Origin of the sequence: Actinomyces sp. ICM39, assembly GCF_000282935.1 — a bacterium.
Classification (GTDB): Bacteria; Actinomycetota; Actinomycetes; order Actinomycetales; family Actinomycetaceae; genus Pauljensenia; species Pauljensenia odontolytica_B.
Window position 1 is genome coordinate 26,514 of record NZ_ALCB01000116.1, and the last position, 22,426, is coordinate 48,939.

The following is a 22,426-nucleotide window of genomic DNA, read 5'->3' on the forward strand; positions in this document are numbered from 1 at the left end:
GGGCGCGGGAGGCACCGGAAAGGAACACCATGCGCATCTGCTTCATCGGAGACGAGCTCGTCGCGGGCGTCGGCGATCCCCGCGGCCTGGGCTGGGTCGGTCGCGTCAATGCGCACTCGACTTTCGATCTGCCCGCCACGTTCCTAACCCTGGCCGTACCCTCTGAGACGACGAAGCAGATGGCCGCGCGCTGGGAGGCCGAGGTCCTGCCGCGCTTGGCCGACAGCGAGCCCCACGGCCTCGTCATCGGTGTGGGTCCGGGCGACGTCGCGGCGGGTATTTCGACGGCCCGCTCACGCCTGAACCTGGCCAACATCACCGACCGGGCGACCGCGCTGGGCATCCCCAGCTTCGTCGTGGGGCCCCCGCCACTGGCTGGTGTGGACTCCGGGTCCCTCAAGGCACTGTCCTCCTCGTGCTCCGAAGTGTGCGCGCGCCGAGGAATCCCCTTCGTTGACTGCTATACGCCGCTGGTCGCGCACGACCAGTGGTTCGAGGACATGGCCGCCTCCCTCGCGCGCGGCGGGGACGGCCAGACCCTGCCCGGCCAGGCCGGCTACGCCCTCATGGCCTGGATCGTCCAGCACCAGGGCTGGTACGAGTGGACGGGAGCGACCCCAGCGGACGTCTAAGAGCAGGAGGAATTGAGCATGTATCCACGTCGTTCGCGTTTCTCCCCAGAGATACGTCCGGGCACCGCCCGGCAACAGCTCAGCATGACCATATGGGCCTGCGTGCTCATCGGATCCGCGGTCGTCATGCTCGGCGCGTTTTTGCTAGCCGGGAACTTCGGTGTCCGTCAGCTGGTCTGTTCACTCATCGGCTCTGGCGCAGCCGTTGTCTTCGGCATCTGTCTCTTGTCGCTCCTTCCGATGCTCGTGCGCACGATGCGCGCACAACTGGATCAACCTGGCAACGCAGGCCCCGCCATCAAGACATTTTTCTGCATTGCTATGATCGCGTTGGTCGCGACCGCGTGCACCGTCATGGGAGGTGGGGCCTTCGCGGAAGGCTACGAAGACGCCCGGACCGGCCCCCAGACGAAGGCCATCACAAGCTGCGAAAGATTCCGTACTGAGACCGAGCGAGGGCGTCGCGGCACCATACGCTACTACAGCACTTTTACTCTCCATTTTGACGACGGAAAGTCGCGTCGCTTCGAGATCAGGACGGACACGAAAGACGAGTTCGCACAGCCGACGAGCCCCTACTATGCCCTCTATCAGGCCTGTGTCGTCCGCCCTTTCACAACGTCTATCGTCGTCGACGTCTACCCGCGCAGCGGGATCATTAAGGCCATCCGTGAGGCGTGAGCCGAACGCACCCCGGCCTCGTCAATCCCAAACACGTCAGTGAGACCATGAGCAACCAGTCCCCCTTCTTTCCCTCGAGCGGTTTCCCCAGCCACGGCCAGGCCTCATCGTTTCTCGGGCACATGCCGCGGCTCTCGACGCGCGCGAACCTGATCGCGTTCGTCGTCATCGGTTTCTTCGGCACCATTGCCTACGCCTTCGCGTCGCTCGGCAAGTACGTGCACTTCGGGTTCTGGCGGCTCGTGTGGGTGGCCGCATGGTGCACCATTGGCCTGATTGCCGCGATCGCGTGCGCGCTCCTCTGTACCTATCTGCGCAGGCGTGGGTGCCGCGCGCAGGCCGGAGGGAACGCATCCTCCGGCAAGCTCTACGCCATTGTCACAATCGCGGTGGGTGTTATCGGAACCGTCGTCGTTGTTGTCTCGGGTGTCTACGGGATCGCCGTGATCCGGGACTTCGTGGAGGGGCCACACACGATGAAAGTCACCTCGTGTCAGCTCACCCAGAAGGAGCACTACAAGTCATCGGACGATTACAGCAAGGTCATCGACTACTACGACAATCACTTCGCCATGACCCTGGAGGACGGGACAACGCGCACACTGACGCTCGAGACCGAGAGCTCCGATGACCTCGCCAAGGAGGGCGGTGTCTCTCAAACCATCTACGAGACCTGCAAGGCGCGTTCCGGCGCGACTTCCCTGACCGTCGATGTCTACAGCCACAGCTGGATCATCGTCGACGCGCGGGTGAAATGAGCGGCACATGACCAAGGAGAAAACCACCACCCGCGAGAATCTGCTCGTCTGCGCAATCATCATCGCTTTCATGTCCCTCAACATCGTCTTAGGGTCCTTCTTCTCACCTCGCTCATGGGCACCGGCCGTCGTCACCGCAGCGGCCTCCTATCTGATTATCTTCATCGTGGTCGCAGCCGCCGCCGGCATCCGATTCCTGTACAGGGATTGGAAGACGCCTCCCCGCCACGGCGTCGGCCACCCATCTGCGACACTGCCCGCGAACCTCACTGGGCCTACCCCGACCCCTGCCCGCGCCCAGGCGGCCAGCCGCGAGCGCCCGGCCGCTCCCACACCGCCCGGCAATTTTGCGACCATCGACGGTGCCATCAGCTACGCGCAGCAATCCGGCTTTTCCATCATCAACCTGTTCGCCGAGCACACGCCGCTCAACGACTTCCGCGAGGCCGTGGGCGCGGAAATCATCTACCTGGTTCTCTCCCACATCGCCGAGCTCGACAAGAACGCCTCGGTCACCGTCACCGGGTCCGCGATGGACGGGGCGCTGACGCTGACCATCAGCGCCCTCACGCCTGAGGCATCCGTCCTGGGCGCGCGTCGCATGGGTGAGATCCGTGCCCTCATCGATAGCGTGAGCGGTAGTGTTGAGACTAACGAGCAGGTAGGTGCCTGGTCGCTCACCGCGCACATACCCGCCGCGGAGGACACACCTGCCTAGCCACGGCCTCGTCGATCCCAACCACCAAGAGAGACCATGAAGCCCTCCGACGCCCTCCCAGCCCCGTCCGGCGAACCTATCCAGGTCGACCCTCCGCTTTCTGCGAGCGGAGCCGGGACGACTCCCACCACCAACGGCACATCGTCCCACGGCGCTGCGCCCACGTCCTCGAGGCTCTCCAGCGGCCAAGGAACCCGAGCATCGACGCCAACTCAAAAGGCCAGCCCCCTCGCTCTCTTTGTGGGTTTCTCGCTCGCAGCGTTGTTTCTGATCTTCTTTGTGTCCGCCGGCGTCTTCAACGCGCTCTTTCAAAGCGGTCTCGAGGCCCTGGTCTGGACACTCGTCAAGTCCCTCGCTGCACTGATCGCGGCGTTTCTCTGTTTTCCCTTCCGAGCGCTCAAACAGTTTCTGGAACGGGAGCTTCGGGGTGAGGCTCACGTCGAGGAGCCGTCCACACGCCAGGGCATGCGTGTCATTGCGGGCATCGCCGGAGTCGCGCTGTGCTTGTACGGGCTGGTCACCGGAGTACCCGCGGTCATCGATGCCGCAGTAGGTCCCCAACCCAAGGCAGTGTCCTCGTGTCATTTCTCGGAGAACCAGATCACCCAGAAGACTCGTCGATACGGGACCCGCACCTCCTACGACAATATCTTCGAGCTCACCTTCGAGGATGGCACGTCGCATACGACAACGCTGACAACCTCCGGCAGAAACGATATCGGGGGTAAGCCGGGCGTGGGCACCGATCTCCTCAGAGCCTGCGCACATCGTTCTCCCGACAAGATAACGGTGTACTACTACCCCTTCACGTGGATCCTCGCGGACGTGCGAATCGACGACTAGTCGCCGCACGGTCCCCGGCCTCGTCCAGGTCTGCCCCATCTGAGAAGGTCCCTATGAGCAACGATTTCTCCCCATACCTCTCTCAGCCCCCGGCGGCCCGGGAGCCACTCTCCCCCAGTACAGCGGCGCGGGTGTCACCGACGAACGTGTTCGCGACGCCCCCGCCCCCGCGCACGCCAGAAGGCCCCTCGAGGGGAAGGGCTCGCGGTATCGTCGCGCTTGTCATCACTGTATTCATCAGCGAGTGCATGGCGATCTTCCTGTGGGTAAGCACCACGACCTATGGCTTCACCAGGATCCTGTCGCTCGCGTTGGCATACAGTGTTGCGTTCCGGATCATGTTCGTGTGTCTGGCAGCGATCATCTGGCAGCTGCCCCGCTTTCGACGGGCCCGTCGGGCAGGATCGGCATCCGGCCATCGCAAGCGGCCCGCAGCCCTCGCGTTGTCGGTCTTCCTCCTCGTTCCGAGCGCATACATTGCTCTGGCCCACGGAACGCCCGTCGTCGTTGACCTCATGACGGGGCCTCGCACCGTCACCGTGTCATCCTGCACCCACGAGATGCGTACGCACCAGATTAAATTTGGAGACTACCGAGGCAGACCGACGTTCAGTCGAGAATTCACGATGACTCTTCCCGACGGAACCACCCGTCAAACAGTGATCGGGCTTCGCCAGTTCGGGCATGCCGCTAAGATCGAGAAACCTCTGTTCGAAGCGTGCGTCACGCATGACGGGGAGACCTCGATGACACTCGACGTCTACTACCGTTCCTGGGTGATTACCGGCGCCAGGCTAGACTGACGAGGCTCGCCGTCACTCCGTCCACACGTACCCTTCGGCGGCTTCTTGTCCTCGATCAACGAGGCCGTGAAACGACGCGTGAAACGGGTCGGCTCACACCTGGGTGAGATGCGCGCCCTCATCGAGGCCGCGAGCGGTACTGTGAAGACTGACGAGCAAGTCGGTGCCTGGTCACAACCGCACACCGGGATTCTCCCGGAAGCGCACCCGTTCCCGAGGAAACACCCTAGGCTCGTCGTCACGCACCCGTCCGACAGGTAGCAGCCATGAGCAATCAATACCCTTATCTCTCCCCCTACGATCCGTCCACTGACGGCAGTCAACCCGCCAACCAGCCGCAGGTGCCGCAGCCGCAAGCGGGCGACGCGCAGCCTTCCTTGCCGCCGCTGTCATACCAGGGCTGGGAATACCAGGGGTCCCCATACGGGGAGGCGTATGCCGCGTCGTCGGACACTGATACAGCCTCTCAGAGTGTTCCTTCCCCCACCGATCCTTCCAGCGAGGACACAGCACCGAAGAAGCACACGGGGTGGTGGCTTCTGCTCGCGCTCGTGGGACTCCCCGTCGGCATGGTCTTCTATTTCTTCGGCGAGATGTTCGACTTTGGCACGGAACGGATCGTCTGGACCCTCATCAAGTGCGCCGTCGCACTCGTCTTCGCCCTCGCCACGATCCCCCTCTATGCTGGTGCACGGCGCAATGCCCTCATGGCGAGCGCACAGGGCGACGAGAAACTGGCACAAACACGGCAGCTCGGCAAGGTCATGGCATCTCTCTTAGGCCTCGGGCTGTGCTTATACGCGCTGTCGAACGGCGTTCCCGCGGTGCTTGACGTCGCCGACGGCCCACACACCGTCACGGTCACGTCATGCAGCTTCGACCAGTACAAGACGAGTCGGTCACGCGCCCGCGGCGGCACCTCGACCGTGTATGAGAACCAGTTCATCATGACGTTTGAGGATGGCTCGACCCACACGCAGACCGTCGAGACAGACAACAAGGATGAGATTGCGAGGCAAGGGGACGTGACGGCCGTCCTCTACGAGGCCTGCGCCCTGCGCTCCGGCAACGCAACCATGACCATCGGCTACTACACGCATTCGAGGGTCGTCGCGAGCGCGAGGATCAACAACTGATCGGTCGGCCCGCACGCGCGGCAGGCCCGCGCACGGGCCCCGGCCTCGTCCCAACCACTGCGACCCGAAAGGGAACCCATGTCACGCAACCCCGCTTCCTCTCCTCGTCGGGCGTCCTCACCCGCGCAAGGCTCGACAGGCGCAGGCGTCCTCAAGAAGGTCGCCACCGCCATCGGGGCCCTCCTCGTGGCTCTGGTCATTGCTGCCATTTCCCTCTTCTGGTTCATCGGAGATCACACGGATTTCGGCCGCGATCGCGTCGTGTGGAAAGCGCAGGCCTGCGGCGTTGGGCTCGTCCTCGTCGCGGGGCTCCTCATCGCGTGTGTGTTCACGTACCTCGGTGTTCGGCGCGCCAAGCGCGACATCGATATTGAGAAGTACAACCAGCGTTCCTTCGCCATCGTCGTCCTGTGCGTGATCGCGTTGTTCGTGGGGTTCCAGTCGATCAGCCGCGGCCTTCCCGCCTTCCGCGACTTAAAGGAGGGCACCACCACCGTCACTGTCACCTCGTGCAGCTTCCAGCAGATGCCGCGGTCAAACTCGAAGACGCGCACTGATCGTGCGCCCGACAACGGATGGGACAACACCTTCACGATGACCCTCGCTGACGGCACCAAGCGCGCCACGGTCATCGAAACAGACAACGCTGACGACATCGCCTCGCGCAGCGGTCTCACGGGAGTTCTCTACGAGGCCTGCGCTCGGCGCTCCGGGTCCGCCTCCATGACCATGGAGGTCTACCCCCACACGTGGTCCATCGTCGAGGCGCGCATCGACTGAGGCTACCCGCAACCGTCGTCCTCAATCGACGAGGCCGTGAAACAGCGCGTGAAACGGGCGGGACTACGCCTGGGTGAGGATCCCCGAGATGAAGCGCGCGCTGTGGTCGAGGGCGGCCTCGGCCTCGGGAATGGTGGGAACGCCCAGGACATACACGTGGAAGCCATCCGGCTCCACCCGCAAACGCACGTCGACGCCGGCGCGAGCGGCCTTACGCGCAAAATCGATCACGTCGGGGCCCACGATGTCCGCGTCTCCCTGGAAGATGCGCATCGGCGGCAGTCCCGCCGGGTCACCATACAGGGGGCTGACACACCAGTCGGTCGGATCCAGGTCGCCCGCCCACGCGCGGCCCGCCCACGCCAGGCCGGGGACACGCAGGATCTTGTCGCGGAGCTGCACCTTCTCGATCTCGGGGTTCGTCATGGTCACATCCACCCACGGCGCGTACAGGACGAGGCCGTCCACCTGACGTTTGTCCGCGTCGCGTCGCTGCATGGCGAGGGACAGCGCCAGGCCTCCACCCGCCGAGTCGCCGAAGATAACGACGCGGCCGAACTCAGCCTGGGCCTCGTCGACGATGGGCTGGACGAAGTCGAAAGCTTCGGTCGCGGTGTGCTTGGGGGCGAGCGGGTAGTCGGGAATGATGACGGGCAGGCCCGTGCGGTCGATAAGGCCCTCGACGATGCCCCACTGGCCCACGACCATCGGGTACACGTACGCTCCGCCATGCAGATAGATGAGTGCACCGCCCGAACGCAGGCCCCGCTTCGGAAACACGCGGGTAACGCCATTTTCGCTCGTCGCGGTGAAACGCGCACGCATGCGTCGAGGCATCGGATGCGGCTTCGGGGCGTGGAGCGCCATCTGCTCAGTTGCCGTCTCGCTGTGGAGCAACGGAGGCACAAGACCCATACAGAAGTGAACAACGCGCATCTGGAGGGACATGGGGCCTCTTTCGTATCGACGAATCAGTCTGTGCGCGCCGGGACGCACCCGCGCGCCAACATGTACCAGGATACGCTGCGAGGGAGGTTTCCTGCCTCTCGCACAGGCTCGTCGTTGCTCCACAGGGCACGAGTCCAACGTCAGCCGCAGGGGCACTCACTATCATCCGCGCCGAAGCCAAGGCGTCTGTGTTTCCCACAGGAGTACGAGACCCTGTTGTCTCAGGATCGCCACGAGTACATCGGCCGATATCTGGTTCCTCGTCCAGGTGTCTCGCGCGCGTATTCGGCTCACTGGAAATAGTTGCGTTGGCTTATGGATAGGAAACGTCGTTCTGGATAGGAACTACTCATCTGGATAAGAAAATAAGCTATCCAGAACGCAATAACCTATCCCGATTTCCGTTTCCTATCCAGATGGTGTGCGGGGCTTCTCCTCGTTGATCTCTATGGGATGCTCCTCACGCCAACAGCGTGCAATCAGATGTCAGCCCCCTCATACACCCCATCGCTAACAGCTCTCCGCACGCGAGTCCAGCCACCCATCCTGACAGACGACTCCCAACACCTCACTCCTTGCCGTTATGCACAGGGGTAAATCAAGAGAGCCGGTTATCCACAGGCCCTCCTTTTCGACTACGCCCAACTCGAGGCTCTGTTCGAAGCTAGATGCATGAACCAGGTACCTGTTGTCGTCACCGATATCTTCCAGACGCCAAAGAGCCAAGCGTATTCGCCCGTCACCGTGCGCATCATGCGCGGCATTGCAGCTGCTCTCCCACTCCATCCAGACAAGTCAACTCCATGGGAAATATGGAACGCAGTTGCCCTCGCCCGAATCCATGTAGTGAGTGCATCCCTGCAGCACCAAGCACTGTACGTAGGACGTAGTTGCCTTCTACTCAACGGAATTCAGGGATGGTCCGCGAATCCAAAGATAACCATCTACAGGCCGACAAGACGATCTACTTCCCGACTTCCAGCGTGTTCGATCGGCTCAACGACAGTACCCGAAACATGTGTCACCTGTTCCACCATCCCCCCGCTCTCCGAGGAACGCAGACGCACTAACGGATTGGAAACGGAACACCCGTACGATGCACTCATCCGTTGCGTTCAGCAAGAGGAGCCATTGGAGGCTTTCGTCCTCGGATGCATGGCACTGCATCAGTGGAGCAACTTTTCAATGTTTGAGCAGATGGAATCACGTGAACGGGCAGAAGAAATCCGCGTAGCGCTCCTCAAGCGCCTCGAACATTCCCCCACAAAACGAGGACTACGCCGAGCACGTGCCATTCTTCACGCGATTGATCCTGGATGCGAAAATCCTGCTGAAGCAGCCTTGCTTTGGCTTGTGCGCTCGATCAGCCCATTCCCGTCACTGACTCAAGTACATATCGAGGTCCGGGGTCGTCACTATTACGCAGATATTGTCATCGCAGATCTTCGAATCATCATTGAATTTGACGGCATCGGAAAACTAGGCGACAACCAATCCGATCTTGCGCGTGCAAAACGGGAGTGGATCCGCAGGGATGAGGATCTTCGCGATGCAGGGTGGAACATTGTTCGTGTCAGCTGGCCGGACTACAACGACTGGGAGGGTCTACGGTTGAGGCTCATGAGAGCGCTAGGGCGTACGAGCTCATCACTCGATCATCGCCTTCTATGGAGCCCTCCCACCGAGCGTTGTGATGGTCGAAATAGACGTTTCCGGATCGGACGCACCCCACAAGGAGTTCATGTTCTGGATAGGAAACAGCGTACTGGATAGGTTATCGCGTTCTGGATAGCTTAATAACCTATCCAGATGAGTAGTTCCTATCCAGAACAGCGTTTCCTATCCAGAACGAGGGCCGGTGGATTGACACCACCCATAGATGGGTTGCTCACGCTACCACGCGCGCTCTCGGCGTCAGCCCAGTACACGGACAACCTGTTCGCATGAGCGGGCGCGCTTACGATCGGCGGCGGATGAGCCCGCCGCACGTCGCTTTCCGTCGCACAGGGGACGCAAACCAAGCTGCGCGCACCCCGCATGCCACGCGTGCCTCGCGAAACCGCACCTGGCTCCCGCCGGTGACGCAAACAAAACGCATACACAACGCGCATACAAAACGCGCCCGGACCAACCGGTCCGGGCGCGCAACGTATTCGGCTCAGGCGTTAGGACGCTTGCCGTGGTTCGCGCCGTTCTTACGACGATCGCGACGCTTACGACCCCGCTTCGACATGTCATTCTCCTTGGGTTTGTTGTCTAGACTGAAGCATTTTTGCACACATTGGCCCAAACCACCAAGGCACAGGCCGTTCGCGGCGACGAAGGTCACCGAAAAACGGGCGGCAACCCCGACCTCGTCAGCCGGCGTCACGCCACGCGGCCGCGCGTTACCGCAACGCGCTTAGCGCCAGGTGACGGACACGCTGGTGATCGAGGCGACGACACGGGCGCGCAGCGCTTCCGAGGCTTGCTCGGTCTCGTAGCAGCCGCGCATGAGGGCGCGCACGTGGCGCTCGGCGTCCAGGGCGTCGGTGCAGTGCGCGCAGGTGGCGACGTGTTTGATCATGAGGGCGCGGGCGCGGGCATCGGGCCCGGGTACGGATCCGGCGTCGATGAGGCCGCTGCGGCGGTCGCATTCCTCGCAGTCGATCAGTTCGTACAGGGCGTCCTGGACATCCTGGCAGGTGATGTGCGTGGTCATTTGGCTCCTCCGATCCCGTATTCCGCGGCGACGTCGGCCAGCGCGGAGCGCAGGTTCTTGCGCGCCCGGTTCAGTCGGCTCATGACGGTCCCCATGGGAACTCCTAGTTCTTCGGCGATTTCCTTATAGCTCATACCCTCAACGTCAGCCATGAGGACAACCATCCGGTGTTCCTCTGAGAGCGAATCGAGGGCGTCTCGCAGCTGCGAGGAGGGCAGCGCCTCGAGGGCCTCGACTTCCGCGGATTTGAGGCCGACCTCCGAGTGGGAGGCGGCGTCGGCCAGCTGCCAGTCCTCGACGGTGTCGCTGGAGGCGCGCTTGGGAGAGCGCTGCGCCTTGCGGTAGCTGGTGATGTAGGTGTTGGTGAGGATCCGGTAGAGCCAGGCCTTGATGTTGGTGCCGGGCTGGTACTGGTGGAATTTCTGGTAGGCCTTGAGGTAGGTCTCCTGAACCAGGTCCTCCGCGTCGGCGCGATTGCGGGTCATGCCCAGTGCCGCGCCGAAGAGTTGGTTCATGAGGGGCATCGCTTCATCCATGAAGCGCGCCTCGAGCTCGGCACCATCCGGGGCGGACGAGGCCGGGGCAGGCTCGGGTGCCTGCGGCGTCGGTGAGGGGGTTGTCGTATCCATCGCGTCCCAGCGTAGTCGCGCGGGCATGCGGCGCGACTGGGAGTGGGCGATGAGTGGTCATACTGAGGGCAACGCCTCACGCCCCTCTTTATTCCACAACCCCCACTAACTGTGCGTTGCGCCACTTTCATCCCGTTGTTTGGGAGTAGCCGGGCCGTTCGGCTTCCCCCGAGGGCAAAGGTGTCGAACAATAGGGGTATGAATCTGCTGCGCGTTGTTGCCCGTCCCCTGCTCGCCGCCCCGTTCATCGCTGACGGGGTTGATGCCCTCATGCATCCGCATTTCCACGTGGAGCGCGCCGCGGGCGTTCGTCCTCTCATCACCAAGGCGACCGACGCGGTCGGCCTGGAGCCGCTCACGGATCAGCAGCTGGCTGTCGCGACCCGTGTGACGGGCGCGGTCACGGTCGTCGCAGGCCTGCGTTTCGCGCTGGGCCGCAAGCCCCGCGTGGCCGCCCTGACCCTGGCTGCAATCGGCGCGCCGATGGCCCTCGTGAACGCTCCCCTGCCCGGCACGACGCGAGGCCTGTCCAAGGAGCAGATCAAGCGCCGCCGCTACCGCACGCTGAATAAGGCGGGTCTGGCCGCCGGCGTCCTCCTCGCGTCGACGGACCGCGTCGGCCAGCCTTCGGCCCTCGTCGCCCACGCGATGCGCCGCGACCAGCGCCGCGCGATAGCCGCGGCAGAGGCCGCCGTCGTGGAGCGTCTGAGCGGCACCGCTTCGTGAGCGCGCCCTGGCCCGCTCCCCTGGCTACTTCCCCCGTGGATGCCACGGTCGAGGTGCCGGGTTCGAAGTCGATCACGGCGCGTGCCCTGTACCTGGCTGCCGTCGCCGATTCTCCCTCCGTCATTCGGGGTGCCCTGGACGCGCGCGACACGCGCCTGTTTGCGGCTGCCCTGGAGGTGATGGGCGCGCGCGTCGAGGACGAGGGCGTGGGCATCCTGCGCGTCACGCCGATGACGCTGCCGCCGCGCGGCGGTCGCATCGAGTGCGGCCTGGCCGGCACGGTCATGCGTTTCCTGCCTCCCCTAGCGGCGCTGTCGCCCGAAGAAACGCTCTTCGACGGGGACGAGCAGGCCTACGCGCGCCCGCTGGGGCCGCTCCTGGACGCCCTGGTGCGCATGGGCGCGACCGTCACGTATCACGGTGAGCGCGGGCACCTGCCTTTCACGATCCAGGGCCCGATCCACACGCCGCTGGGCGCACAGGCCTGGGTGGACTCCTCCTCCTCTTCGCAGTTCCTCTCCGCGTTGCTGCTCGTCTCTCCCCTCGTGGGCGATCCCCTCTTCGTGTCGGCTCCGGGCGTCGTCCCATCGATGCCGCACGTGGAGATGACGCTGGCGTCCCTCGCGGGCGCGGGCATCGACCTGGAGGTCGTGGACGAGGGGCGCGCGCACCTCTCCACCTGGCATATCTTCCCGTCGCGCCCCGTTGGCGGCGACGTCACCGTCGAGCCGGACCTGTCCAACGCCGGCCCCTTCCTGGCCGCCGCGATGGTGACGGGCGGGCGCGTGCGCATCCCGGCATGGCCGGGGGCGACGACGCAGGCGGGCGACGCCTGGCGCGCACTGCTCGGTCACATGGGCGCGACCATCACCCTGGACGAGGAGGGCCTGACCCTGACGGGTCCCGGCGCCGGCAACTACCCGGGCATCAAGGCAACCATGGCCGAGGTCGGAGAGCTCACCCCCACCCTGGCCGCGATCTGCGCCTACGCCTCGACCCCCTCGCACCTGAGCAGGATTGCGCACCTGCGCGGACACGAGACGGACCGCCTGGCGGCCCTGGTCACCGAGATCAACCGCGCCGGCGGGCAGGCCGAAGAGACCGAGGACGGACTGATCATCACGCCGCGCCCGCTCCACGCCGCACAGATCCGCTCGTACGCGGATCACCGCATGGCGACCTTCGGCGCGATCCTGGGCCTCATCACGCCCGGCATCACGGTCGACGACATCGCGTGCACCTCCAAGACCCTGCCCACCTTCGAGGCCATGTGGGCCACGCTCGTGAGCGAAAACGGTGAGGCAAGCCCCCCGACTGCCCCGGCCTCGTTGATCGAGGAGGAACAGTGATGGCCCGCCGCGACACCGGAACCGACGACCCGCGCGTGCGCGTGCGCGCCGGCAAGGGTTCGCGCCCGCGTACGAAGGACCGGCCCGACTGGTCCTCGAAGCCGCTGGGGCGCGTCATCGGCATCGACCGCGGCCGCTACCAGGTGAGCCTGGAGGCTGACGGCACCCGCGTGGTCGCCGTGCGCGCCCGCGAACTGGGGCGAGGCTCCGTCATCATGGGCGACCGCGTGCGCCTGACCGGCGACCTATCCGGGCGCCCCGACACGCTCGCGCGCATCGTCGCCGTCGAGGAACGATCCTCGGTGCTGCGCCGCTCCCTCGAGGACGCGCCGGATCAGCGCGGCGAGAAGGCGATCGTCGCGAACGCGGACATGATGTGCATCGTCGTGGCGCTGGCGGATCCGCCTCCGCGCACCGGCATGATCGACCGGTGCCTGGTCGCCGCCTTCGAGGCAGGCCTGGACCCCGTCCTCGTGCTGACGAAGGCGGACCTGGCCAGTGCGGACGAGCTGATCGCCGCCTACGAGGACTTTGACGTGCGCGTCGTGCTCACGACCGCCGAGGCCGGGGAGGCCGATCCGGGCGTCGCCGAGCTGCGGAACCTGCTGGCCGGCCACTGGTCGGTGCTGGTGGGGCATTCGGGGGTCGGAAAGTCCACGCTCATCAACCTCCTGGTGCCGGGCGCGGGCCGCGCGACGGGGCACGTCAACGAGGTGACGGGACGGGGACGCCACACCTCCACGTCCTCGGAGGCCTTCGAGCTGGACGAGGGCGGCTGGATCGTGGATACGCCCGGTGTGCGTTCTTTCGGGCTGGGGCACGTGAGCGTCGCAGACGTGCTGGGTGTTTTCCCGGACGTCGCGGAGGCGGCCGCCTGGTGCCTGCCACTGTGCTCGCACGGAGAGGAGGAGCCCTCGTGCGCACTTGACACTTACGCGCGCGCCACCGGCCCCTTCAGCATCGACGAGGCCGGGGATGAGGATGCGGATCGGGTGCGCTCCGAGCGCGCTTCCCGCGTGGCGTCGGTGCGCAGGCTCCTCGAGGCCGTGGCGACGGCGGAGGCTGCCAGCAAGGCAGCCCGGTAAGCAAAAATGTGTGCCGAAAGCGCTTGACACCGCCCCCTCTGCGTGGACAATGGGTATATAGCGATGGTCGCTATCTCTGGTTCACAAGGTCGTGATCGCTATGTCCACCATCGAGCAGAACCTCATCGGCAACACCGCGGGGCTTTCGCGTGTCGACAAGGCCCTCCGCTACTTCTTCTTCGCGCTGTTGATCGGCACAGTAGTCTATTCGATTGGCGGCACCTTTTTCGGGATAGACAATCGGCTCAGGGACTACACGCTTGCTGCGGCGGTGGCGGGCCTCGCTTCTCAAATGCCAGGATATTCGCGCGCGATTCCTGGCGCTCATCCTGTCCTTCGAGCCTGCGAGTGGGCGGTGATGGGTTGCGCCCTCGTATGCACCGCCGCTGTCATCGTCGGCGATATCACGGACGGGGGCGTCGACCCCGAACCCTACAACACACCATGGAACGTTGCCATGGGGGCCGTGTTCGTTGCCCTCTGCTTCTATACGATTCTCCTCGTCTCCAAGGAGCGTGCGCGCCGCCGCGGGCTTCTTCCCCCCGCCCGCTAGACACGCAGACAGGCACCCACGGCAAGAGTCCGCGGCGAGGGTGCCCCTCGCCCGCTAGCTGGCGAGGGGTGGTTGCCTCGTGCCGCGTCCCGCTAGAGTGGTGGGCATGTCGAATCCCGAAAACTCTTCCCCGGAGCGCCCTGACAGCGAGCAAATGATCCGCGTTGTCTTCATTGTTGCTCTCATCGCCATCGTGTTTCTCATGGTGTACTCATTCACCGAACTTGGCCGTTTGAGGACTTCTTCCTTCACGTTGGCTGTCTGCGCGACCACCTTTGGCATGCAGCTGCCGGGATCTGCGCGCAAAATTTACGCGCCAACCCGTGCTAACTTCGTTGTCGAGCGCATCGGCCTCGTCTGCGCGGGTCTGTGCGTCATCACAGCAATGGTGAGCGCATTCGTGCCGCGCACGGGCGAGATGACGGCCTACCGCCACTCAATGATGACGACTTCCGTCCTGGCCATCGTCACCATGGTGATCTTCTTCTACCTACGCCGCAAGGCCCGCTAACCGCACCGCGCAGCGCGGCCCCGCGCGTCGGGCGAGGGTCAGCGCTGGAAGCGGCGCACGAAGTTTTGGAGCACGAGGCGCGAGGGATCCGTGTCCACGGTCGCGACCTGGGCGCGGATCGCCTCGGCCTTCTCCACCGGGTAGTAGCGGCCCGCGTACTGGTCGATGCGCACGTTGACACCCTCGAGGTCCATCTCGGGGTGGAACTGGGTCGCCCACGCGGCCTCGCCCACGCGCACCATCTGGATCGGGGTGTCGTCACCGGCCAGGAGGACCTGCATGCCCGGGGCCAGCTCGCGCACGGCCTCGTGGTGGCCGACGTAGGAGTAGAAGCGGTCGGGCGTGCCCTCCAGGAGCGGGTCTTCGCGCCCCGCGTCGGTCTTCGTCAGCGCGATGCCGCTGATTTCCTCACCGTGATGGGTGTCAATGACGCCGCCCAGGTGCAGGGTGAGGGTACCGAGTCCGTAGCACAGGCCCAGGATCGGGAAGGATTCGCCGAGCGCGCGGTCGTAGAAGGACCGCAGCCAGGCCTCGGCGCGCACCTGGCGTTCTTCCTTCAGGTGGTCGTCGGCGTTCGCGTCCCACGGGGACCCGCACACGAAGGCGCCCGAGTACTCGGACAGGTCGAGGTCGGGCAGCTCCCTTTCCATGCGCACCTGGCGGACCTGGTCGGGGGTCAGTCCCGAGAAACGAGGCAGGTCGGCGCTCTCCGCGGCCAGGACGGGGCCGTCATCGCGCGAGGTCAGCATGAGGAAGGGCTTGGTCATGCCCACAATGCTATCGACTACCTGCGCGCATGCAGAAGGTGTCCGCCTTCCAAGCGTGTGTGACGGACGCAGATGTGGGCGCCCTCTGCCACACTGGAGACATGTTGATTCTGCACACCTCCGACTGGCACCTGGGGCGCACGCTGCACGGCGCGTCCCTGGGCGACAGCGCGGACGCGTTCATCGAGTGGTTGGTGGCCCTGGTGCGTGAACGCGGCGTGGACGCCGTGCTCATCTCGGGCGACGTGTTCGACCGTGCGGTCCCGCCCGTGGATGCGCTCGCGCGGATGCGCCGCGCCCTGCGCGAGCTGACGGAGATCACGACGGTCATCCTGACCTCGGGAAACCACGATGGGGCGGCGCGCCTGGGGCTTTTCGCCGACATGCTGACCCCCTCGCTGCACGTGGTGACGGACCCCGAGGCGATCGGCACGCCCGTCGAGGCCGGGGGCGCCCTCGTCTACCCGATGCCCTACCTGGAGCCCGACCTCGTGCGCCAGAGCCTGTCGGACCTGCCTGTGCGGGGCGAGGACGACCTGCCCGCTCCCCTGCCCCGCTCCCACCAGGCGGTCCTGGCGGCCGCCCTGCGCCGGGTGCGCGCGGACCTTTCGGACAGGCGCGACGCGGGCGACGAGCGTCCGGCCATCGCGATGCCGCACGCCTTCGTGACGGGCGCCCAGGCCTCGGACTCCGAGCGCGACATCCAGGTGGGCGGCGTGCCCTCCGTATCGGCAGACCTGTTCGACACCCTCGGGGCTGAGGAGCCGCTGGCCCACGGCCTGGACTACGTGGCCGCCGGGCACCTGCACCGCCCGCAGGACATCTCGGGCGCATCCGTCCCGATCCGCTACGCGGGCTCCCCCATCGCGTATTCCTTCTCCGAGGCCGGGGCCGCCAAGTCGATCACCCTCGTAACCACGGACGCCACCTCGGTGACAGACATCGAGGTGGTTCCCATCCCGACGCTGCGCGCCGTCGCGGTGCTCGAGGGAACCATGGATGAGCTGCTCGCGGATCCCGACGAGGCCACCACGGCCTCGTACCTGTCGATCACGGTCACGGACGACGCGCGCCCCGAGCGCATGGTTCCGCGCATCCGCGAGGTCTACCCGCACGCCCTCGTCGTCGTTCACCGTCCCTCCCAGGCCCCCTCGCTGGCTCCCGCGATGGCCGTGCGCGCGTCCCGCGATCCGCGCGAGGTCACGGAGGAGTTTTACGAGGCCGTGGGTGGGCGGGCGCTGAGCGCTCAGGAGCGCGAGCTCGCCCTGGATGTGTGGGCGGGGCTTCGAGGAAAGGACATGCAGTGAAGATTCGGTGGCTGCGCATTGTGGGCATCGGCCCCTTCGCGGGCGAGCACACGGTCGACTTTTCGGCCTTCGAGGACTCGGGCCTGTTCCTGCTGGACGGGCCGACGGGCGCGGGAAAGTCCACGCTCATCGACGCGATCACCTTCGCCTTGTACGGCGACGTGGCGCGCACGAAGGATGCGTCGAAGGACCGGCTGCGTTCCAACCACATCTCGGATTCGGATCCGTCGGAGGCGGACCTGGTGTTCGAGGTGGCGACGGGCATCTACCGGGTGACGCGCACCCCCGCGTACACCCCGGCGGGCAAGAAATCCCAGCGCAATTCGAAGTCGACGCTCACTCGCGTCGTGGAGGACCCGGACGCTCCGGACGGGTGGCGCACGGTCGAGCCGATCGCGTCGGGTCCGCGCGACGTGGGCTCCGAGATTCCGGCAATCGTGGGCCTGGACAAGGATCAGTTCCTGCAGACGATCGTCCTCCCGCAGGGCAAGTTCTCCCAGTTCCTCAACGCCACGTCGGATGCTCGCGAGCAGATCCTGCGCGACATTTTCGACACGCAGATCTACGTGGACTTCACGAAGGCCCTCGTCGATGCGGCCGCCTCGTCGAAGCGCGGCATCGAGGAGCGGCGCCTCGCCGCCGTTGGCGCTTTCGAGCGCGTGCGGTCACTGGATGACGCCCTGAGCGAGAACGTGCACACGGATGCACCCGGCGCGCAGGAGCGCTCAGCCGAGGCCGAGGAGGCCGCTCAGTTGGACGCGGGCGCGGAGGATTCCAGCACCGTGACACGCTGGGCTGAGGAAGCATGCAATCGCGCGCGAGAGGCGCACGCGCAGACCCTGCGCGTTGCCGAGGCGGCCACGGCAACCGCGCGGGAGGCTTCCCGCGCCCTGTCTGAGGGGCGTGCCCTGGCGGAGGCCCGGGCGGAGCACGCGCGCGTGAGCGCGACGCTCGCCGAGCTTGCCGCATCGGAGGAAGCAATCGCATCCGACCGTGAGCGCGCGGGTCAAGCCCGCCGAGCGCTGGCCGTGGCGCCCCTCGACGCGGCCGAGGCCTCGGCACGCGATCGCCTGGAGACCGCAGGAGACCAGGTCGCGGCTCTGTCCCCCGCCCTCGGAGACGGGGATGCCATCGATCCCTCCTCCCTCACGCCCGAGGCCGTAGCCCAGATCGGCGCGCGGGCGCAGGACCTGCGCGACAAGGCGACGCGCACGCGCGGCTCGCTCGAGGAGGCCCTTACCGTCGAGCGCTCGCTGCCCGAGGCACGCGCTCAGATCGAGTCGCTGCGCTCCCGCCGCGAGCAGGCCTCGGCGCGCGTCGCGTCCATCGAGGCCGAGCGCGAGACGTTGCCCCTGCGCATCGAGCAGGCCACCGAGGCCCTACGCCTCATGCGCGCGGACGCCGACACCCTGCCCGAGGCCGCGTCCACGCTGCGCGCCTTCAACGAGCGTCTCGACGCCTCGATGCAGGCGGACCTGCTTCGTTCGGCCCTCCTCGGCGCATCGGACGAGCTGCGCGAGGCCACAGTCGCAGCGAAGCTCGCGAACGCCGCAGCTGCGGACGGCCACGACCTGTGGATCGCACAGAGCGCGTCGGCCCTCGCACGCGAACTCGAGGAGGACACGCCGTGTCCCGTGTGCGGGTCCACCGCTCACCCGGCTCCCGCACCTGCCGCGGACGGGGAGATCACGCGCGAGCAGGTCGCCGAGCTGGACCAGGCGCGAGACCGCGCGGAGAGCGAGCTGCGGGATGCGCAGGCGCGCCACCAGGACCTCGTACGCCGTATCGCTCAGCTCAACGAGGTGGCCGGTGCCCCCACGCCGACGCTCGAGACCGAGAGGGATCGGGCGGCCGAACTCGTCGCAAAGCTCGAGGCGCTCACCCCACAGATCAGCGAGATAGAGGCGGCCCTCGCGCAGGAGCGTACCCGCCTCGACGGACTGACGGATGCCCTCGCGAGTGCCCGCGAGAGTGCCGCATCCCTCGCCTCCACCCTGCAGGAGCGCGAATCCGCCCTGGCTGCGGCTGTGGCTCGCGTGGAGACTGAGCGCGCCGACTACAACTCACTCGACGAGCGCGCTGCAGCCCTGGATGAGCGCGCACATCGGTCGGCAGCCTTGGCCGGTGCCTGCGCCGATTGGGACAACGCCCGCGCCGCGCTCGCACAGGCACACCGCGCCCTCGCGGATGCGCTGACGGAACAGGGCCTTGGGGCGGACTCGTGGCGTACGCTTCTGCTTCCACTCCCCCAGGTCGAGGCTCTCGAGGCGCGCGTGGCCGCGCACGAGAAGGCACTTTTCGCGGCGCGCGAGGCGCTTGCTTCGGAGCGCCTAACCCGCGCGGCAGCAGCGTCCGCACCGGACCTTGAGGCTCTCACTGAGACCGCCCGCAAGGCCGAGGAGGACGCCGCTGCGGCTTCTCGGGCCTCAGGTATCCTCGAGCAGCACTGCGCTCAGCTGGACGCCGCCCGTGCCTCGCTCGAAGAGGCGTTGGAAGCGCTTGCCCGCACACGGGAGAAGGCGGGCCCCATCCGACGCCTCGCAGACATCGCTGCCGCATCGGGCCCGGAGAACCTGGCGTCCACTCCCCTGTCGGCGTGGGTGCTCATCGCGCGACTAGAGGAGGTCCTAGCGGCCGCGAACCCGCGTCTGGCGGCAATCTCGTCGGGACGCTACGAGCTCGTGTCCGTCCCCGACGACGGCACCGCCTCGCGCAAGTCTGGCCTTGGCCTGGCGATCATCGATCACGACACGGATGCGCTGCGCAGCCCGCGCACGCTGTCGGGCGGGGAAACGTTCTACACGTCTCTTGCGCTGGCGCTTGGCCTCGCGGACGTCGTCTCAGCCGAGGCCGGTGGCATCGAACTGCGCACGATGTTCATCGACGAGGGCTTTGGCTCGTTGGATTCGCACACGCTCAGCCTCGTCATGGCACAGCTCCAGGCGTTGCGCTGCGCGGGCCGAACGGTCGGCGTTATCTCACACGTGGAAGAGATGGCGACCCAGATCGCGGACCAGATCCAGGTACGGCCCCTGCCGGAGGGGGGATCAACCCTGCGCGTACGCGCGTAGGTATCAGCCCTTGTGCAGGGCCAGGACGGCGGGGCGCTCGGAGCGGTCGAACCACGCCAGGGAGGACTCCCACAGGGCGGCCACGGCCTCGTCGGCGTCGTCCTGGGTGTCAGCATCCAGGACGGCCTGGACCGCGGGCGAGGCGTCGGGCAGGTCCGCGAGGATAGCGGCCACGTCCGACCAGGTATATTCGAAGGCCGCGGCCTCGAAGATGTGGGGTTCGATCTGCTCGCCGGGAGTCAGCGTCGTCGAGGTCGGCGTGTCGACGGCGAGGACGACGCGCGCCAGCCCCGCCCCCTCCGTCTCGCGTGCCAGCTCAAGGGAGGACAGCGCCGCCTCGGTAATGGCGTCGTCCTCGAGGACCTCGATGTCCTCGCCGCTCATGCCGGCCTCGGGCACACACAGGACCCCGCTGCGCACGGGCGGCAGCAGGACGGACAGGTCGGACAGGACGGCAGGAACGTAGACGCGCATGATCACAGTGTAGGCATCCACTGCGCGACAATGGCTTCCAACGCGTCGGAGGCGGTGCAACGCGTGCCGTTCTCGCCGAGCGCTTTGCCCCGCAGAGCAGCCCGCCCGACGCCCGCGTCTTCATCGACGACATGAAAGAGACGATGAGGCATGAAGGCACCGATCGCGGCTTGTAAGGATGGGACCGGGTGCGGGCCGATCGCGTCCGTACTCACGCGGTTGACGATGATATCGACCGGAAGATCACGCCCATGATCCTCCCACCAACGCGCCACGAAGGAGAGGCGGTTGATACCGACGATATCCCCTCGCGCGACGATCACGAGTCGGTCGGCACGCTCGAGCACCCCGAGGGCAGCGTCGTCACGGTTGGCACCCCGAGCAGTTTTTTCCAGGGACGTGGAGGCAACGTCAATGACGCAGTAGCGGGCGCTCAGACGCAGTGCGCCGACGATCGTTTCGATGCTCGGACGACTGACTTCGCGCCAGCGGTGCGGGGTCACGAGGCCGGTAACGACGCGCAGCCCCTCGGAGCGAAGGACGCTGGCGACGTTGATGTCCTGGGGTGTGAGGGGCCCACGCGAGGCTGTACGCGCCAGGATCGACAGGCCCGAGGCCTGGACGGGCATCCCGAGGAGGTGCGCAATCGTCGGGTTGGCGGTGTCGGCATCGACGAGGAGGGTCGGTGCGCTGCGCGCAAGAATCGCCGCGAGGCCGCACGCGATGGTTGTGCGTCCGGGTGCCCCACTGGTGCCCCACACGGCGACGACCGTCCCCGGAGACGAGGGAGGAGGCGGAGGCGGAGGCTGCTCGTCGGATACAGCGGTATGAACACGGACGTTGCGCGTGGCCGCGATGAGCGAATTGACGACCTGTTCGGGACTTCCCGGGGCCGCAACGGAGGCGACACCGAGGGACGCAAGCCGAGACCGTTCTGCGTGCGCTGCTAGAGCGACGACCGCCATGCCACACGAGCGCAGCGCATGGATAGATTCGGCCGTCAGGTCCGGATCGCTGCCGTCGATGACGGCCAGGTCCGCAACGCCCGCGCGGGCCGCTGCGATCACCTCGGCGAGGTCGGCGCAGCGTCGAACAATCGCCAGGGTATCGCCGTGGCGCTGTATCGCCTGGATGAGGGGTGCTTCGTATCTCTGATCAGCCAGTATGACGACCCCGTGAACCGAACTCATGGCGCACCGACGGGAACTGCAGCCAGTCCATCCGCGGAACTTTGAGCGGCCAGGAGAACCGGAAGAGACTGGGAATTAGCGAGAATCTCGATGCGTTGTCCCCTCCTCGTCTGGGATGAGGAGGTCGCCTCAATCGTGCGCACGAAGGTAAAGGTTCCCTCGATTTCGCGCGCCGGTGCGATTCCTTGGGCCTGCGTTCGCGTCGGCACCGTCCATAGACGAATCTTGGTGCCGTCCGCCACCTCATCCGGAAGGCCGGTGGTCACGGTCACCGCAAGACGAACCGTGTCTCCCGCGCTTTCCGCTGTCTCCTGCGCAATATCGGAGCGCATGAGGATCTGCCCGGGCGCAAGCTGACGCGTCGCGACGGACCCCATGGGAGCCTCGGATGTTGGGGCATAGACGGAGGCATCCACGCGAAGGACGGTTTCACGCACGTTGTCGGCGGTGATGGCATCGCCGGGCGCAATCGTGGTCGTCACGGTGTAGACGCGGGTTCCTCCCCGGAGGAAGCCACTGAGGACACTGAAGGCGATCACGGACGCGATAACGAGGACCACTCCGATAATGAATCGGCGGTCCACCTTGCCGGGGGCGCGCGTCGGAATCGACACTGAAGCTGAGACGCGTTTCACTCTTCTATGATGCACGCTCAATCGAAAAAGCGGTAGGTTGCCCACTATTCATCACAACCAACCGATCTGATCGGCAACATGACACGTAAAAAATTGCCGACTCAAACCAATCAAACGAAGCAACGTCAA

The 22,426-nt window shown here is 65.8% G+C and carries 24 protein-coding genes; 16 read left to right on the forward strand and 8 right to left on the reverse strand.

The features are described from left to right. Positions 1-29: 29 nt before the first annotated feature. The 8 genes from HMPREF1137_RS07790 to HMPREF1137_RS07825 all read left to right on the forward strand — a co-directional run bounded on the left by HMPREF1137_RS07790 (position 30) and on the right by HMPREF1137_RS07825 (position 6,351). Positions 30-632 (forward strand): GDSL-type esterase/lipase family protein, encoded by a 603-nt coding sequence (locus HMPREF1137_RS07790; RefSeq protein ID WP_009053963.1) that lies wholly within the window; start codon positions 30-32, stop codon positions 630-632. Positions 633-650: 18 nt separating this feature from the next. Further along, entirely contained in the window at positions 651-1,313 is a 663-nt protein-coding gene (locus HMPREF1137_RS07795) for a hypothetical protein (RefSeq protein WP_009053968.1), read from the forward strand. Positions 1,314-1,360: 47 nt separating this feature from the next. Next, on the forward strand, positions 1,361-2,071 hold the full coding sequence (locus tag HMPREF1137_RS07800) for a hypothetical protein (RefSeq protein WP_231284066.1): 711 nt from the start codon (positions 1,361-1,363) through the stop codon (positions 2,069-2,071). A 7-nt stretch (positions 2,072-2,078) separates the two neighbouring features. Beyond that, positions 2,079-2,789: a hypothetical protein gene (locus HMPREF1137_RS07805; protein ID WP_009053982.1), complete on the forward strand. Its 711-nt coding sequence runs from the start codon at positions 2,079-2,081 to the stop codon at positions 2,787-2,789. A 36-nt stretch (positions 2,790-2,825) separates the two neighbouring features. Further along, the gene (locus tag HMPREF1137_RS07810) at positions 2,826-3,632 is read left to right on the forward strand and encodes a hypothetical protein (RefSeq protein ID WP_034497371.1); all 807 of its coding nucleotides are present in this window, start codon (positions 2,826-2,828) and stop codon (positions 3,630-3,632) included. Between the two features lie 248 nt (positions 3,633-3,880). Further along, a complete protein-coding gene (locus HMPREF1137_RS07815) occupies positions 3,881-4,435 on the forward strand; it encodes a hypothetical protein (protein WP_009054021.1) in 555 nt (184 codons plus the stop codon). A 266-nt stretch (positions 4,436-4,701) separates the two neighbouring features. Continuing rightward, positions 4,702-5,571, forward strand: a complete 870-nt coding sequence (locus tag HMPREF1137_RS07820; RefSeq protein ID WP_009053961.1) for a hypothetical protein — start codon at positions 4,702-4,704, stop codon at positions 5,569-5,571. A gap of 78 nt (positions 5,572-5,649) precedes the next feature. After that, entirely contained in the window at positions 5,650-6,351 is a 702-nt protein-coding gene (locus tag HMPREF1137_RS07825; RefSeq protein ID WP_009053956.1) for a hypothetical protein, read from the forward strand. A gap of 63 nt (positions 6,352-6,414) precedes the next feature. Here the strand turns inward: HMPREF1137_RS07825 and HMPREF1137_RS07830 are convergent, their stop codons facing one another. Continuing rightward, positions 6,415-7,299, reverse strand: coding sequence for an alpha/beta hydrolase (locus tag HMPREF1137_RS07830; RefSeq protein ID WP_009054052.1), 885 nt, complete (start codon positions 7,297-7,299; stop codon positions 6,415-6,417). Between the two features lie 1,155 nt (positions 7,300-8,454). Between HMPREF1137_RS07830 and HMPREF1137_RS10530 the strand changes: the two genes are divergently transcribed. Then, positions 8,455-9,072 carry a putative endonuclease domain-containing protein gene (locus tag HMPREF1137_RS10530; RefSeq protein ID WP_225904957.1) on the forward strand — a complete coding sequence of 206 codons (618 nt, stop codon included), beginning with the start codon at positions 8,455-8,457 and terminating at the stop codon, positions 9,070-9,072. Positions 9,073-9,457: 385 nt separating this feature from the next. On the opposite strand, the gene HMPREF1137_RS10690 is transcribed toward HMPREF1137_RS10530, so the two are convergent. The 3 genes from HMPREF1137_RS10690 to HMPREF1137_RS07845 form a co-directional block, all read right to left on the reverse strand. Further along, complete coding sequence (locus HMPREF1137_RS10690) at positions 9,458-9,532, reverse strand: 50S ribosomal protein bL37 (protein ID WP_370465157.1); 75 nt, start codon at positions 9,530-9,532, stop codon at positions 9,458-9,460. Between the two features lie 168 nt (positions 9,533-9,700). Beyond that, on the reverse strand, positions 9,701-10,000 hold the full coding sequence (locus tag HMPREF1137_RS07840) for a hypothetical protein (RefSeq protein WP_009054029.1): 300 nt from the start codon (positions 9,998-10,000) through the stop codon (positions 9,701-9,703). Then, the gene (locus tag HMPREF1137_RS07845; protein WP_009054026.1) at positions 9,997-10,629 is read right to left on the reverse strand and encodes a sigma-70 family RNA polymerase sigma factor; all 633 of its coding nucleotides are present in this window, start codon (positions 10,627-10,629) and stop codon (positions 9,997-9,999) included. The genes HMPREF1137_RS07840 and HMPREF1137_RS07845 overlap by 4 nt, the downstream gene beginning before the upstream one ends. A 198-nt stretch (positions 10,630-10,827) precedes the next feature. Here HMPREF1137_RS07845 and HMPREF1137_RS07850 point away from each other — a divergent pair, with 198 nt between their 5' ends. From HMPREF1137_RS07850 to HMPREF1137_RS07870, 5 genes are all read left to right on the forward strand, one after another. Next, positions 10,828-11,355 carry a DoxX family membrane protein gene (locus tag HMPREF1137_RS07850; RefSeq protein WP_009053998.1) on the forward strand — a complete coding sequence of 176 codons (528 nt, stop codon included), beginning with the start codon at positions 10,828-10,830 and terminating at the stop codon, positions 11,353-11,355. Continuing rightward, a complete protein-coding gene (aroA, locus tag HMPREF1137_RS07855) occupies positions 11,352-12,704 on the forward strand; it encodes a 3-phosphoshikimate 1-carboxyvinyltransferase (protein ID WP_034497382.1) in 1,353 nt (450 codons plus the stop codon). Before HMPREF1137_RS07850 ends, aroA begins: the two co-directional genes overlap by 4 nt. Then, positions 12,704-13,789: a ribosome small subunit-dependent GTPase A gene (rsgA, locus tag HMPREF1137_RS07860; RefSeq protein WP_009054019.1), complete on the forward strand. Its 1,086-nt coding sequence runs from the start codon at positions 12,704-12,706 to the stop codon at positions 13,787-13,789. The genes aroA and rsgA overlap by 1 nt, the downstream gene beginning before the upstream one ends. Positions 13,790-13,889: 100 nt before the next feature. Then, on the forward strand, positions 13,890-14,342 hold the full coding sequence (locus HMPREF1137_RS07865) for a hypothetical protein (RefSeq protein WP_009053976.1): 453 nt from the start codon (positions 13,890-13,892) through the stop codon (positions 14,340-14,342). Positions 14,343-14,448: 106 nt separating this feature from the next. Next, complete coding sequence (locus tag HMPREF1137_RS07870) at positions 14,449-14,853, forward strand: hypothetical protein (RefSeq protein ID WP_034497384.1); 405 nt, start codon at positions 14,449-14,451, stop codon at positions 14,851-14,853. Positions 14,854-14,891: 38 nt separating this feature from the next. On the opposite strand, the gene HMPREF1137_RS07875 is transcribed toward HMPREF1137_RS07870, so the two are convergent. Further along, on the reverse strand, positions 14,892-15,620 hold the full coding sequence (locus HMPREF1137_RS07875; RefSeq protein ID WP_034497386.1) for a glutamine amidotransferase-related protein: 729 nt from the start codon (positions 15,618-15,620) through the stop codon (positions 14,892-14,894). A gap of 101 nt (positions 15,621-15,721) precedes the next feature. Between HMPREF1137_RS07875 and HMPREF1137_RS07880 the strand changes: the two genes are divergently transcribed. After that, positions 15,722-16,927 (forward strand): exonuclease SbcCD subunit D, encoded by a 1,206-nt coding sequence (locus HMPREF1137_RS07880; RefSeq protein ID WP_034497389.1) that lies wholly within the window; start codon positions 15,722-15,724, stop codon positions 16,925-16,927. After that, positions 16,924-19,998 carry an AAA family ATPase gene (locus tag HMPREF1137_RS07885; RefSeq protein WP_009054002.1) on the forward strand — a complete coding sequence of 1,025 codons (3,075 nt, stop codon included), beginning with the start codon at positions 16,924-16,926 and terminating at the stop codon, positions 19,996-19,998. Before HMPREF1137_RS07880 ends, HMPREF1137_RS07885 begins: the two co-directional genes overlap by 4 nt. A 3-nt stretch (positions 19,999-20,001) precedes the next feature. Here HMPREF1137_RS07885 and HMPREF1137_RS07890 read toward each other — a convergent pair whose 3' ends face one another. The 3 genes from HMPREF1137_RS07890 to HMPREF1137_RS07900 are packed head-to-tail and all read right to left on the reverse strand — an operon-like array spanning position 20,002 to position 22,297. Then, the gene (locus HMPREF1137_RS07890) at positions 20,002-20,472 is read right to left on the reverse strand and encodes a DUF6912 family protein (protein ID WP_034497396.1); all 471 of its coding nucleotides are present in this window, start codon (positions 20,470-20,472) and stop codon (positions 20,002-20,004) included. A gap of 2 nt (positions 20,473-20,474) precedes the next feature. Next, positions 20,475-21,662: a CpaE/TadZ family protein gene (locus tag HMPREF1137_RS07895; RefSeq protein WP_009054037.1), complete on the reverse strand. Its 1,188-nt coding sequence runs from the start codon at positions 21,660-21,662 to the stop codon at positions 20,475-20,477. Continuing rightward, complete coding sequence (locus HMPREF1137_RS07900; protein ID WP_231284067.1) at positions 21,659-22,297, reverse strand: SAF domain-containing protein; 639 nt, start codon at positions 22,295-22,297, stop codon at positions 21,659-21,661. The genes HMPREF1137_RS07895 and HMPREF1137_RS07900 overlap by 4 nt, the downstream gene beginning before the upstream one ends. Positions 22,298-22,426 lie beyond the last annotated feature (129 nt).

Coding starts and splice junctions, on each gene's coding strand:
- HMPREF1137_RS07845 (WP_009054026.1), bottom strand. CDS start 10,629: ATGGATACGACAACCCCCTCACCGACGCCGCAGGCACCCGAGCCTGCC.
- HMPREF1137_RS07830 (WP_009054052.1), bottom strand. CDS start 7,299: ATGTCCCTCCAGATGCGCGTTGTTCACTTCTGTATGGGTCTTGTGCCT.
- HMPREF1137_RS07810 (WP_034497371.1), top strand. CDS start 2,826: ATGAAGCCCTCCGACGCCCTCCCAGCCCCGTCCGGCGAACCTATCCAG.
- HMPREF1137_RS07820 (WP_009053961.1), top strand. CDS start 4,702: ATGAGCAATCAATACCCTTATCTCTCCCCCTACGATCCGTCCACTGAC.
- HMPREF1137_RS07800 (WP_231284066.1), top strand. CDS start 1,361: ATGAGCAACCAGTCCCCCTTCTTTCCCTCGAGCGGTTTCCCCAGCCAC.
- HMPREF1137_RS07795 (WP_009053968.1), top strand. CDS start 651: ATGTATCCACGTCGTTCGCGTTTCTCCCCAGAGATACGTCCGGGCACC.
- HMPREF1137_RS07840 (WP_009054029.1), bottom strand. CDS start 10,000: ATGACCACGCACATCACCTGCCAGGATGTCCAGGACGCCCTGTACGAA.
- HMPREF1137_RS07850 (WP_009053998.1), top strand. CDS start 10,828: ATGAATCTGCTGCGCGTTGTTGCCCGTCCCCTGCTCGCCGCCCCGTTC.
- rsgA (WP_009054019.1), top strand. CDS start 12,704: ATGGCCCGCCGCGACACCGGAACCGACGACCCGCGCGTGCGCGTGCGC.
- HMPREF1137_RS07790 (WP_009053963.1), top strand. CDS start 30: ATGCGCATCTGCTTCATCGGAGACGAGCTCGTCGCGGGCGTCGGCGAT.
- HMPREF1137_RS07815 (WP_009054021.1), top strand. CDS start 3,881: ATGGCGATCTTCCTGTGGGTAAGCACCACGACCTATGGCTTCACCAGG.
- HMPREF1137_RS07890 (WP_034497396.1), bottom strand. CDS start 20,472: ATGCGCGTCTACGTTCCTGCCGTCCTGTCCGACCTGTCCGTCCTGCTG.
- HMPREF1137_RS07865 (WP_009053976.1), top strand. CDS start 13,890: ATGTCCACCATCGAGCAGAACCTCATCGGCAACACCGCGGGGCTTTCG.
- HMPREF1137_RS07895 (WP_009054037.1), bottom strand. CDS start 21,662: ATGAGTTCGGTTCACGGGGTCGTCATACTGGCTGATCAGAGATACGAA.
- HMPREF1137_RS07805 (WP_009053982.1), top strand. CDS start 2,079: ATGACCAAGGAGAAAACCACCACCCGCGAGAATCTGCTCGTCTGCGCA.
- HMPREF1137_RS07875 (WP_034497386.1), bottom strand. CDS start 15,620: ATGACCAAGCCCTTCCTCATGCTGACCTCGCGCGATGACGGCCCCGTC.
- HMPREF1137_RS07870 (WP_034497384.1), top strand. CDS start 14,449: ATGTCGAATCCCGAAAACTCTTCCCCGGAGCGCCCTGACAGCGAGCAA.
- HMPREF1137_RS07880 (WP_034497389.1), top strand. CDS start 15,722: ATGTTGATTCTGCACACCTCCGACTGGCACCTGGGGCGCACGCTGCAC.
- HMPREF1137_RS07825 (WP_009053956.1), top strand. CDS start 5,650: ATGTCACGCAACCCCGCTTCCTCTCCTCGTCGGGCGTCCTCACCCGCG.
- HMPREF1137_RS10530 (WP_225904957.1), top strand. CDS start 8,455: ATGGCACTGCATCAGTGGAGCAACTTTTCAATGTTTGAGCAGATGGAA.